Annotated in this window: 12 protein-coding genes; 3 read left to right on the top strand and 9 right to left on the bottom strand. The window is 64.4% G+C overall.

What is annotated here, in order from left to right:
• Positions 1–24: 24 nt before the first annotated feature.
• From obgE to F0311_RS13160, 4 genes are all read right to left on the bottom strand, one after another.
• Positions 25–1521: a GTPase ObgE gene (gene obgE / locus F0311_RS13175; protein WP_150462400.1), complete on the bottom strand. Its 1497-nt coding sequence runs from the start codon at positions 1519–1521 to the stop codon at positions 25–27.
• 94 nt (positions 1522–1615) lie between these two features.
• Positions 1616–1873 (bottom strand): 50S ribosomal protein L27, encoded by a 258-nt coding sequence (rpmA, locus tag F0311_RS13170; RefSeq protein ID WP_150462399.1) that lies wholly within the window; start codon positions 1871–1873, stop codon positions 1616–1618.
• A gap of 55 nt (positions 1874–1928) precedes the next feature.
• A complete protein-coding gene (gene rplU / locus F0311_RS13165) occupies positions 1929–2237 on the bottom strand; it encodes a 50S ribosomal protein L21 (RefSeq protein ID WP_150462625.1) in 309 nt (102 codons plus the stop codon).
• 70 nt (positions 2238–2307) lie between these two features.
• Complete coding sequence (locus F0311_RS13160) at positions 2308–5034, bottom strand: Rne/Rng family ribonuclease (RefSeq protein ID WP_396897449.1); 2727 nt, start codon at positions 5032–5034, stop codon at positions 2308–2310.
• A gap of 387 nt (positions 5035–5421) precedes the next feature.
• Here F0311_RS13160 and F0311_RS13155 point away from each other — a divergent pair, with 387 nt between their 5' ends.
• Positions 5422–6093, top strand: coding sequence for a vitamin K epoxide reductase family protein (locus tag F0311_RS13155; protein ID WP_223881344.1), 672 nt, complete (start codon positions 5422–5424; stop codon positions 6091–6093).
• Here the strand turns inward: F0311_RS13155 and F0311_RS13150 are convergent.
• Positions 6081–6962, bottom strand: a complete 882-nt coding sequence (locus F0311_RS13150) for a M20/M25/M40 family metallo-hydrolase (protein WP_150462397.1) — start codon at positions 6960–6962, stop codon at positions 6081–6083. The genes F0311_RS13155 and F0311_RS13150 overlap by 13 nt on opposite strands.
• Entirely contained in the window at positions 6959–7711 is a 753-nt protein-coding gene (locus tag F0311_RS13145) for a lipoate--protein ligase family protein (protein WP_150462396.1), read from the bottom strand. Before F0311_RS13145 ends, F0311_RS13150 begins: the two co-directional genes overlap by 4 nt.
• Before the next feature lie 83 nt (positions 7712–7794).
• On the opposite strand from F0311_RS13145, the gene F0311_RS18830 reads away from it, so the two are divergent.
• Positions 7795–8745, top strand: coding sequence for an NADP-dependent oxidoreductase (locus F0311_RS18830; RefSeq protein WP_150462395.1), 951 nt, complete (start codon positions 7795–7797; stop codon positions 8743–8745).
• A 341-nt stretch (positions 8746–9086) separates the two neighbouring features.
• On the opposite strand, the gene F0311_RS13135 is transcribed toward F0311_RS18830, so the two are convergent.
• Positions 9087–9947, bottom strand: a complete 861-nt coding sequence (locus F0311_RS13135; protein WP_191089930.1) for a DMT family transporter — start codon at positions 9945–9947, stop codon at positions 9087–9089.
• A 158-nt stretch (positions 9948–10105) separates the two neighbouring features.
• Between F0311_RS13135 and F0311_RS13130 the strand changes: the two genes are divergently transcribed.
• Positions 10106–11008 (top strand): LysR family transcriptional regulator, encoded by a 903-nt coding sequence (locus F0311_RS13130; protein ID WP_150462393.1) that lies wholly within the window; start codon positions 10106–10108, stop codon positions 11006–11008.
• A gap of 51 nt (positions 11009–11059) precedes the next feature.
• Here F0311_RS13130 and F0311_RS19130 read toward each other — a convergent pair whose 3' ends face one another.
• Both F0311_RS19130 and F0311_RS19125 read right to left on the bottom strand, forming a co-directional pair.
• Positions 11060–11317, bottom strand: coding sequence for a LysR substrate-binding domain-containing protein (locus F0311_RS19130; RefSeq protein ID WP_223881374.1), 258 nt, complete (start codon positions 11315–11317; stop codon positions 11060–11062).
• A 214-nt stretch (positions 11318–11531) separates the two neighbouring features.
• Entirely contained in the window at positions 11532–11687 is a 156-nt protein-coding gene (locus F0311_RS19125) for a helix-turn-helix domain-containing protein (RefSeq protein ID WP_396897446.1), read from the bottom strand.
• Between the last annotated feature and the right edge of the window lie 219 nt (positions 11688–11906).

Below are 11906 nucleotides of genomic sequence, written 5' to 3'. Positions count from 1 at the left end.
CGATTCGTCTCTCGGCTCAATCGCTCACCCACCACTTTCTCCATCATCGGCGGTGTACAGTTCTTCCATCTCCTCGCGGACCTGCCGTTTGGCGGCGCGCCGGTCGGCCTGCTCCTGCTTCTTCTCCGCGCGGGTGGGCCGGTGGGTGTCCTCGAAGCGAAGATCCGTGCCGCGTGCGCCCAGGTGCTCAGCGCCGGCAGCCATGGTGGGCTCCCATTCGAAGACCACGCCGTCCTCCTCTCGGCCGATCACCACCGACTCCCCTGGGGTGGCGCCGAGCTTGAACAGCTCATTCTCGATGCCCAAGGCTTGCAGCCGGTCGGCCAGGTAGCCCACGGCTTCGTCATTGTTGAAGTCGGTCTGCAGGATCCAGCGCTCAGGCTTTGCCCCGCGCACCCGCCACAGCGGTTCCCCAGCCTTCTCCTCGCCGGTGACGGTGAAACCCTTGTCGTTGATGGACTTGGGCCGCAGTGTCATCGGCACCGGGGCCTGCTGAACCTCTTGGGCAGCGCGGGACTCGGCCACCAGTTGGGCCATGGCGAAGCTGAGCTCGCGCAGCCCCTTGCGGGAGACTGCGGAGATCTCAAAGACCCGGAACCCGCGCTCCTCCAAGGTGCTGCGGACCATTTCGGCCATCTCTGCGCCGTCAGGCAGGTCGGTCTTGTTCAGGGCGACAAGCCGGGGCCGTTCGGTCAGCGGCAGCCCGTCTGCGGCATAGGCGGTCAGCTCGGCCTCGATGGCGTCCAGGTCCGCGATCGGGTCCCGATCGGTCTCCAGAGTGCCGCAGTCGAGCACGTGCACCAGGGCTGCGCAGCGCTCCACATGGCGCAGGAATTCGTGTCCCAGGCCTTTCCCCTCTGCCGCGCCGGGGATCAGACCGGGTACATCGGCCACCGTAAACCGGGTCTCCCCTGCTTCTACAACGCCTAGGTTAGGGATCAGGGTGGTGAAAGGGTAGTCGGCGATCTTGGGCCGTGCTGCAGAGAGCGCGGCGATCAGGCTGGACTTTCCGGCCGAGGGAAAGCCGACCAAGGCGATATCTGCCACGGACTTCACCTCGAGCAGCACTTCAGCCTCCTGGCCGGGGGTACCCAGTAGGGCGAAGCCGGGGGCTTTGCGCTTCCGGGAGGCCAGGGCTGCATTGCCCAGCCCGCCCTGGCCGCCCTCGGCAATGCGAGCCCGTGCTCCAGCGCCCACCAGGTCGGCCAGCACACTGCCGTCACGGTCCTTGACCACGGTGCCGTCAGGCACCGGCAGCACCAGGGTGGCGCCCTTGTGTCCGTGGCGCAGGCTGCCCTGGCCCACTCCTCCGTTCTCGGCCCGACGATGCGGGCGGTGGTGGTAGTCCAGCAGAGTGGTGGTGTTGGGGTCTACCACAAGCTCCACGTGTCCGCCGTCGCCGCCGTTGCCGCCGTCGGGGCCGCCCAGGGGCTTGAACTTCTCCCGGTGCACGGAGACGCATCCGGTGCCGCCGTTGCCGCCTGCGGCGTGCAGCACTACGCGGTCCACAAAGTGCGCCATATGCGTCTCCTTGTCCGAGGGTGGTTCAGATACTAAAAGACCCCGTCAGCGCTCACGCTGCGGGGCCCTTTAGGGATGTTTAGCTGCGCAGCGCTCAGGCTGCAGCTGGAACGATGTTCACAACCTTGCGGCCGCGCTTGGAGCCGAACTCCACAGCACCGTCAGCCAGGGCGAACAGGGTGTCGTCGCCTCCGCGGCCTACATTGGTGCCGGGGTGGAACTTGGTGCCGCGCTGGCGGATGAGGATCTCGCCGGCGGATACGGTCTGGCCGCCGAAGCGCTTCACGCCGAGCCGCTGTGCATTCGAGTCGCGACCGTTGCGGGTCGAGCTCGCACCTTTCTTATGTGCCATGAGTTTTCTGCCTGCCTCTCAGGAACGTTTTCTTATGGGCTAGTCTATCGCCGTCTCAGGCGATTGAGGTGACCTTCACCCGGGTCAGCTCAGAACGGTGGCCCTGGCGCTTGTGGTAGCCGGTCTTGTTCTTGAACTTATGAATGACGATCTTCTTTCCGCGAAGGTTCTCCTGAACCTCTGCGGTGACCTTCACACCGGACAGATCCTCGGCGGAGGTGGTGACCTTCTCCCCGTCTACCAGCATCACCGCCGGCAGCTCGATGGTGCTGCCTGCCTCGGCGTCGACGCGGTCAAGGGTCACGAGGTCTCCTACGGAAACCTTCTCCTGGCGGCCGCCTGCGCGGACAATCGCGTACACCACTTGGGACTCACTTCTCTCGTTGAACATGTGTAAAAAGATTCTGGGCGCAGATCAGCGCCAACGTTCTATCTTACTCGGATTGGTTGGTGCGGGCAAGTTCATCGGCGCTGACGCCGACGCCCAGCATCACCGGCTCATCCTCGGAGGACGACGGCTGCTTGAGCTGAGCGGAGCCCTGATCGTCGTCGGAGTCTCCCGAAGCGACTGAAGGCAGTGAACGAAGCGAGGCCGCAAACGTCTTCTCGGTGCCCTGGGCAGCGGTCTGGACCTCGGTCACCTCCCCGCCCGAGCCCTGGGCTGATCCTGCGGCACGCCGGCGGCGCCGGCTGCGGGTCTCCAGGGCGGATTCCAGCGCATCAAGGCTGGGCGCCTTCTTCCCAGCCGCCGGCTGAGCAGTCTTCTCCTGTTGCTTCTGCCCGCGGGGGATCTCCACGGCTTCTCCCCCAATGGTGAGAGTCGGGGAGTCTTCGGAGCCAGTCCCTGACGTCCCGGTCTCCGCTCGGCTCAATCGGGCACCATCCTTGCTGTTCTGGTCGGATACCGCGTGGCCGTTGCCGTTGGTGGCGGCCAGTACCTTGGCCATGCCCTGGGAGGCTTTCTCTAGCTTCTTGAGCTCTTTGGGGTCGGGCTGGTGGCCGACGTCGTCGTTCTTCTTGCCCTTCTTACGCCGCTTCTTGGCGTTCTTGCCGGAGGCCACATCACCCTCTGAGGTGTAGGAGGGGCGGTGCTCCACCGGTTCCGGGTGGGTGATGATGCCGCGGCCAGCGCAGTGCTCACACTCGGTGGAGAAGACCTCCAGCAGCCCGGTGCCCATACGTTTGCGGGTCATTTGGACCAGGCCCAGGCTGGTGACCTCAGCCACCTGGTGCTTAGTGCGGTCCCGGCCCAGGCACTCCACCAGCCGGCGCAGCACCAGGTCCCGGTTGGACTCCAGGACCATGTCGATGAAGTCGATCACGATGATCCCGCCGATATCGCGCAGCCGCAGCTGGCGGACGATCTCCTCAGCGGCCTCTAGGTTGTTCTTGGTGACCGTCTCCTCGAGGTTGCCCCCGGAGCCGGTGAACTTTCCGGTGTTGACGTCGACCACGGTCATCGCCTCAGTGCGGTCGAAGACCAGAGAGCCGCCGGAGGGCAGCTTGACATCGCGGCCCAGGGCCTTGTTCAGCTGTTCGTCGATCCGGTGGTGGGAAAAGATGTCCTCAGCCTGACCCTCGGCAGGCTCCCACTGGGAGCAGCGGTCCAGCAGATGAGGGGCCACATAGGTGACATAGGCCTCAATGTTGTCCCAGGTCTCCTCACCCTGGACCGCCATGGCGGAGAAGTCTTCGTTGAAGACGTCCCGGACCACTTTGATGGTCAGGTCCGGCTCGGCGTAGAGCAGCTCAGGGGCCAGGACCTTCTTATTATTGGCCTGGGACTGGATGGTCTCCCAGAGTGAGCGGAGCCGGTTGATATCGTTGGTGAGCTCCTCTTCGGAGGCGCCCTCGGCGGCGGTGCGCACGATCACCCCGGCGTTCTCCGGCATCTGCTCTTTGAGGATCTTCTTCAGCCGGGCCCGCTCAGTGTCAGGCAGTTTGCGGCTGATGCCGGTCATCGATCCGCCGGGCACGAACACCAGGTAACGGCCGGGCAGGGAGACCTGGCTGGTCAGCCGGGCGCCCTTATGGCCCACCGGGTCCTTGGTGACCTGCACCAGCACCGAGTCCCCGGACTTCAGGGCGTTTTCGATCTTGCGCGGGGCGTTGCCGATATTGGCGCCCTCCCAGTCGACCTCGCCGGCGTAGAGCACGGCGTTGCGGCCGCGGCCGATATCTACGAAGGCGGCCTCCATGGAAGGCAACACGTTCTGCACCTTGCCCAGGTACACATTGCCGATCAGGGAGTCCTGGGTGGTGTGGGAGACGTAGTGCTCAGCCAGCACTCCATCCTCGAGCACGCCGATCTGGATGCGTTCGCCGCGCTGGCGGACAATCATCTTCCGGTCCACGGATTCGCGGCGGGCCAGGAACTCGGCCTCGGTGATGATGCCGCGGCGGCGCCCGGAGTCCCGGGAGTTCCGGCGGCGCTGGCGTTTGGCCTCCAGGCGGGTAGAGCCCTTCACGGAGGAGACTTTGTCGGATCCGGTGCCGGAATCGGTCTCGCGCCCGGAGCGGATGCGGGTGACGGTGTGGCCGTCCTCGTCCTCGATCTCCATATCAGCTGAGCCGCGGCGCCGGCGCCGCTTCTTGCGGATCACCTGGCCCTCATCATCTGGTTCAGCGGAGGACGGCGCCTGCTCACCACTGCTCTTGGTCTGGTTCTTAGCCGGCTGGGACTGCCCTTCCTGCGCCTGCTCGGCAGAGTTCTCAGAATCTGTGCTCTCCTGGTTCTCCCCGGACTTATTGCGGTTGCGTCCGCCGCGGCGGCGCTTGCGGCGGTTCTTCCGCCCGGAGTCCGAGCCCTGCTCATCCTCTTCATCCTCCTCGGTCTCTGAGGAGGTGCTGGAGTTCTGGGTCACGGCGTCGTCGTCGCTATTGTCCTGCTGCGGAGCAGGCTTGGACTGCTTGGGCGGAACCTTGGAGAGGTCAGGGGCCTGGAACATCACGTCCAGAGGGTCTTGCTCCACAGGAACGGGGTCAACGGCTGTCTCTGCAGTGGCCTCAGCACCGGGTTGTCCAGGCTCGGGGGCGGAGAATGGGTTGAAGATCTCTTCGGGTTCATTGGTGGGGGATGTCAAAGCTGCTCCAGCCGCAGCCAGCACCGCCACACTCGGTGAGACCGCAGCACGATGTCGTGGTCGGTTCACCGGTCTGATGCTCTTCGCCGGGCGCTGCCGCCCTCGTCATAGGTGCGGCGCGCTCTGCTCAGCTGGAGCCTCAGTACCGGTCACGCGCGATGGGTCTTAGTATCTCACCGGCGGCATCTTGGTGTCTTCGGTGCCGTGCGGACTCATCATCTCGGTTGTCCACGACGGGTGCCTGCCGGTGAGGTTCTCGCGTGCGAAAGCCTTCTCAGAGGATCAGGTGTGGTCTGCGCCTCCGATTAATCAAGTATCGCACAGTATTGTCACAGAGGTGGGCACCCCACGGCCTGGTCCGCTTCACCTTGCGTCCCGCTTACGCGGAACTTCACGCCCGAAGTCGGCTGCTCGCTTCACTGGCACGCTGACCTCTTCGTCTCAATACTGCGTAGAATGGGGTCTATGTCCACGACTGTAGAGGCCCCGAATACCGGCGCTGAAGACGGCGCCGATCTGGTGGCAGCCGACTCCACTGCCGGGCGTGTCCCGGCTTTCGCACGGCCTTTCGGGTTTGTGATGTGGCTGCTGGTCACTGGTGCGGTCGGCGCTGTGGCCAGTTTCCTGCTGCTCTATGAGCGGGTGCAGCTGTGGAACAACGCGGAGCATGTGACCGCCTGTGATGTGAACCCGTGGGTCTCCTGTGGTGCGGTGATGGAGTCCTGGCAGGCCGCTACCTTCGGATTTCCGAATATCTTTATCGGGGTGGTGGCCTTCCCACTGCTGATCGGTGTGGCGGTGAGCCTGCTGGCCGCTGGCGGCCGGGCACCCGCCTGGTACTACCTGGGCCTGCAGGCTGGTGCAGTCTTCGCGATGGGCTTCATCACCTGGCTGTGGTACTCCGCGGTGTTCAGCATCGGGGTGCTCTGCCCCTACTGCATGATCGTCTGGACTGCGGTGATTCCGTTCTTTGTGGTGACCACTGCGCGGAACATCGTGCATGGGGTGCTTCCGGCCTCAGCTGCCCTGAAGCGTGCCGCCCGTGACTGGTGGTGGGTGGCGATCGTGGTGATCTACCTGCTGGTCTTCGCCAGCATCCTGCTGAACTTCACCGAGGCCTTCACCTACGGGTTCTGATCGGCCTGGTCTGCGCTGGAGGCTGACCCGCCTCGCACAGCGGCCATGATGGTCTGGACGACCTGCGCAGCAAACTCCAGGTCCAGGGTCTCCAGGGTGTCGCTGGGCTGGTGGTAGTGCGGATTCCGGAAGTTGGCAGTGTCAGTGATCATGATCCCAGGCAGGCCCTGCTGCCAGTAGGCGGCGTGGTCTGAGCGCCCGGCATCTCCGATCGCGCCGGCCGGCGCCACCAGCGGCAGGGCCGGCAGAGACTCCCCTGCCGCTGCGCCGAGGAGTGCTGCCACCCAGTCTGCGGCGGTGTCATCGCCCACCACGGCGATGAAGTCTCCGGCTTCCGGGACCTGGACCCCTGCAGCTGCCAGCGCTGGGCCCGCCTGAGGCGGGAGCTGCTGGTCTTCACCGGTGTAGGCGATCATCTCCAGTGAGATTCCGGCGGCGATGGCCTCTCCGCGTTCCAGGGTTGTTGTGACATGGGCGGTGCTGCCAGGGAGTCCACCGGCCTCCTCCTCGGCGAAGAAACACAGTCGCACCGGCTGGGCAGGCTCGGCGGCGGCCAGCTCCCGGGCGATCTCCAGCAGCCCAGCCGCACCGGAGGCGTTGTCATCGGCTCCGGGGCTGCCGGGAACAGTGTCCCAGTGGGCTCCGATGTCCAGCACAGGCTGGTCTGTGCTGCCTACCCGTACCGTGTAGTTGACCTGGTGGGGTTCGGTGCCGTACTGCTGGCGGGCGACGTCGTACCCGAAACCTGCCAGCGTACTGGTGATGTAGTCTTGGGCGGCACTGACAGCCGCCGGGTTCTCCGGGTGGCGGGGCCCGTTCTCGGTGAGTGCGCTGATGTGCCCGGCGATCCGGTCGGCAAGCTGCGTCATATCTCTATGGTGCCACTGGTGAGGTCCCAGTACTGCGCGTAGGCCTCCAGGACCGCATTCTCTACGGCACAGAGTGTCACATGGGGCGCTACGTCGTCGGCTGCTCCTGCACTGAGCGGGTCCCACTCCAGGGCAAGAGCGGAGTAGACCTCGGTGAGCACCCGTCGGATGAGGGGGCCATCACTGACAATCACCGAGGATGAGAACAGCCATCCGGTGGCGATCTGCCGCTGGGCGGTGCCGATGATCTTGACCCGCCGGTCGGGCTGCTGGAGGTCAACCCCGTGCACGGAGTGCTCTCCGTAGCAGTACTCCCCCGGCAGCGGGCCGGCCCGGGCGGTGATGCCTGCTGTGCTGAGAGCGCCGGTGAGCAGTTCGGCAAAAGCGGAGAACCTGGCCTGGGACTCCCGGATGGGGTCGGGGTCGGGTTCGATGTGGTCGATGATCAGTGAGCCGGGCGTGTAGGCAGCGGCACGCCCCCCGGCCCGGCGCACCACGGGGTGGAAGCCCAGCTCCCGGGCAGCCTGCTGGGCAGAGTCGAATCCGGGGAGCGTTCGGTCCCGCTGGCCGAAGGCCACCGTGGGCTGGGGCCGGTAGATCCGCAGGGTGGGCGGTGTAGCTTCGGGGTGCGTGGGGTCTACGGCGTACTTGCGGGTCCCCTCCAGCAGCTTCAGCCCGAGCTCCAAGTCCTGCTGGGCGCCGAGGCTCTCACGCTGCCGGAACACCTGAAGCTCACCCGCTGACTGCATAGATCTTGAGTCTAGTGGACTATGGCCGCGATACGACTGGGGACCATTGTGCGCGGTTGCTGGGCAGGGCATCATGGGGAACTATGAATGCGGACCCCACGATGCGAGCAGTCACCCAGAGTTCCCTCGGCACTCCTGACGTCCTCACCGTCGTCGATGTGCCGCGCCCTGAGCCGCGCCCGAACGAGATCCTGGTGCGCGTCCGCGCCGCCAGCCTCAACCCCACCGATTGGAAACACCGCGCGACCGGAGGATTCCTCGGCGAACCCCCGTTCGTGCTCGGATGGGACCTCTCGGGCATCGTCGAAGCTACAGGTGTGGGAGTCTGGCGCTTCCGGCCGGGTGATGAGGTGTTCGGTATGCTCTCCTACCCGTTCGGCCACGGCGCTCACGCCGAGTACGTCGCCGCCCCGGCGCGGGTCTTCACGACCAAGCCCGCTTCCCTGGATCACGTCCAGGCCGCGGCCCTGCCTCTGGTTTCGCTCACCGCATGGCAGGCACTCGTCGAGAACGCGGGCCTAGAGGCTGGTCAGCGCGTTCTGATCCACGCGGGAGCCGGCGGCGTTGGGCACGTGGCCATCCAGATCGCGAAAGCTCGGGGAGCCTATGTGCTCGCCACCGCCAGCGCCGAGAAGCATGAATTCCTTCGCAGCCTGGGCGCCGATGAGGCCATCGACTACCGCACCGTGGACTTCGCCGAGGCCGCAGGAGAGGTCGACGTGGTGCTCGACACCATCGGCGGAGACTACTCCACCCGTTCCCTACGCACCCTCCGCCCGGGTGGCATCGTGGTCTCGATCCTGCCCATTGGCTCCGACACCTTCTATCGCGAGGCGGCGGAGCTCGGTGTCCGCGCCGTCAGAATGCTCGTGGACTCCTCGCGCAGCACCATGGATTCCATCGCCGCGCTGGCAGCGGCGGGTGAACTGCGCGCAAGGATCGCGGAGACTTTCCCGCTCGCCCAGGCCGCAGAGGCGCATCGCCTCGGCGATACGAACCGCACCACAGGCAAGCTGGTCCTCACCATGAGCTGAGCCTGCCCATGGAAATGAGCTCACCGTGGTTCCGCGAAGCAACAGGACATACGGCATCCGCGCTCATACCTCTCACCAGACCTGTGGACTACGCAGCTAAGACACCGGTTCTGGAAGTCCAAGTCCTTGCCGGACAGCCTAGGCGAGGCGGAATCTCCTAGTTCCTGCGGCAGTGCGGTCTTATCGCGCCTTCTGCCTGCCACTCGCCGGAAGAACCGGCTTTTGGTCGGCAAGAGACGTGGCCACAGCGGATACCAGAGGCGCTTCCCTGAGTGATGGGGTCTCGAAGAAGTGGCGCTGATTTTCACAGCTAGGCGGATGGGGCGCCCGGTATGGGCTGGTTATTCTCCGCGGCGCTGTCGCATTTGGGCTAGGGCCACACCGGCGAGGCAGATCGCGCCGCCGAGTATTGCTAGCAGGGGTGGGAGTTCTCCGAGGGTGAGTGCGGACATGAGAACGACGACGGCGGGTACTGCCAGCGTTGCCGAGGCGACCCGTCCGGTGGCGAAGTGGTTCATGGCGTATCCCCAGAACCAGAATCCCAAAGCGGTGGGACCTACACCCATGTAGATCGCACCGATGATTGTGCCGGTCGATATTTCGCTGACTTCATTGACCGTCTGAGGCAGAAAAGGCAGAAGCGCAGCCGCACCGGAGATACACCCCAGCCAGGTGGCGGTCAGCGGGTCCACATCGCGCAGAACCAGTTTTTGCAGCAGCATCCCTCCGGCGTAGAGGACTGCGGCGGCGAATGCGATCACCAGCCCTGCCCATGCCAACTGCCCCGTGGCCCCGGAGGCGGTGATGAAACCGACGCCGGAGAGGGAGATCAGCATCCCGATGAAGAGTCTGCGGGAGAAAGCCTCTTTGAAGAGGACAACGGCACCAATGCCAACCATGAGCGGGGCGAGGTTGACCACCATGGCGACCGTTCCTGCGTCAAGGAAATGCCCGGCCCAGTTGAACACCAGCGTATAGAGGGCGAACCAGCTGACACCGAAAGCGATCGTCAGCCCCAGAGCCTTTCCCCGGGGAATCGAGGGTTTGCCGCGGCGGACCCAGAGCACCAGTCCGGTGAGCGTGAGAGAGCCGGCGATGAGTCGGATCAGGGCCAGGGGCCCGGGTGAGATGTCGGTGGCGGCCCAGCGCATAATGACGAAGGCTGAGGCCCACATCAGCACGGTGAGCACGATGGCAATCACGGGAAGGACAGGGACAGGTGAAGCACTTGAAGCGGCCCTGCTCTGAGGTTGAGCAGGTTCAGTGTGAAGAGTCATGAGATGATCATCCCGCTCAGCAACTGTGCAGGACAAGCGAAAATCGGTCATCAATAGTTCAGTTTTGCTTTACAGTTGGAGGCATGGACCTGACACGGCTGAGAACGTTCCGCGCAGTGGTGGCTCAAGGGTCAGTCAACAAGGCAGCGGCAACCCTTGGGTACACCACTTCTGCGGTGAGTCAGCAGTTGCAGGCGTTGCAGAAGGAAACTGGGCTACAGCTGGTGGAGCGTCATGGCAGAGGCATGAGACTCACCGCTGTAGGGCGACGGTTCGCCGAGGGCACCCAGCCCCTACTGGAACAGGTCTCATATGCCACTGCCCTCGCCGAAGACCTGCGCCTGGGGCGCACAGGGTCTTTATCCATCACTCACATCAGCTCGGTCGGTGCAGCGTGGATGCCCGGCATCGTAGCGAGGCTGGCCCAAGAGTTTCCCGAACTCAGGCTTGACCTGCGACTTTGGGAACTCGCCGATGAAACGGACGATCCCGATGTGGAGATCTACATCGAAGATACGGACCGCAGAAGCACAAGCCCACGCCAGAGCAGCATCTACGAGTCGTATTCGTTGTTGACCGAACCGTACGTGGCTGTGCTTCCGACGGGTCACCGGTTCGTTGACCGTCCTCAGATCTCGCTCTCTGAACTGGAGAATGAGACCTGGGTGGACAACGATCTGACACAAGGGCCCTGTCGAGAGATTCTGCTCGATGCTTGCGCTGCCTCAGGCTTCACTCCCGCCTTCCAGGTGGAGACCCAAGACCACGCCACCGCAGTGGCTTTCGTCGAAACAGGGGTAGGAATCACCGTGATGCCGCGACTGAGCTATTTCTCCGCTCGCGCCGACTCCGAACGCGTCGCGGTCAGAGAACTGGTCAACCCCACGCCGAGCCGCACTATTGCGGTACGTACCAAAAGCAGCCTGTCCTCCAACCCCGCAGTCCAGCGCCTCCTAGCACTTCTCAGACAAGTGGCAAAAGAATAAAAGCACCCTCCTTGGGCCATACGCCCAGGCAGCATCTCTTCGGCCGGAGGATCAGCTTGCACAAAGACTCCACGTGTGACGGAGCTGCTGAAGCACCGCGCTGGTTGCCGGGGTGAGGTACCGGCGAGAGTGGAGCAGTGCGTGGACTTCGCAGTCCGGCAGGACCGGGCCGTCCAGTACCTGGAGGGAGCCGTTGCTGATCTGTTCAGTGGCGGTAATTGCCGGCAGGGCGGTCCAGCCCAGCCCGACTGCCGCGCATCGGAGCGAGATAGTGTGCCGAAATCCCGGGAACTCAGGTTCCCGGGCCATGAGTTCCCGGGATTCTGACACACCGTTTTACCAGGAGCACTGGCCTCATAGCGATTCGGTGCCGGACGACGGACCGGAGGCCCGGTGGCTTGGTCCATGTACTCCAGCCTCGGCATGGCATATCGCTGAAGCACCCGACCCACTGTGGAGCGCGGGATACCCCGATGGGTACCAATGCGGTGGGGTCCCCACTGGCGGGTGAACCGCAACGCGATCATCCCCGCTCAGTACGTTGCTCCAGCCACCGGGGACTGCGGTGAGAGCGGCTGGAGCGACCCTCGAACCCGTGTCCCTGCCGGTGGCGGTTGACCCAATTGGAGACTGTGGCTGGTGATATCTGGAATCGTTCAGCGACCGGGGTTGGGGCCACCGGTGGTCAATGACTAGTGCTACCAGGGGTCGCCTTCCCTCATGGGTCAGCCGGTGATCTAGGGTGAACCATAGGAGACTTCCGTATCGGATTGTAGGTGTGGTTACCCACATCGATATCAAAGGGCTCCGTGGACGATCACGAGAGGAAGAGTGCGCCACCTTGCACTGTCGGGACGTGGAGAAGCGCCAGAACGCGAAGGTTGTATGCCTAGCTTCT

The organism is Nesterenkonia ebinurensis, assembly GCF_008711175.1.
GTDB classification, from domain to species: domain Bacteria; phylum Actinomycetota; class Actinomycetes; order Actinomycetales; family Micrococcaceae; genus Nesterenkonia; species Nesterenkonia ebinurensis.
The sequence above is the reverse complement of the archived record's forward strand: the minus strand, read 5'-3'. Positions and strand labels throughout refer to the sequence as shown.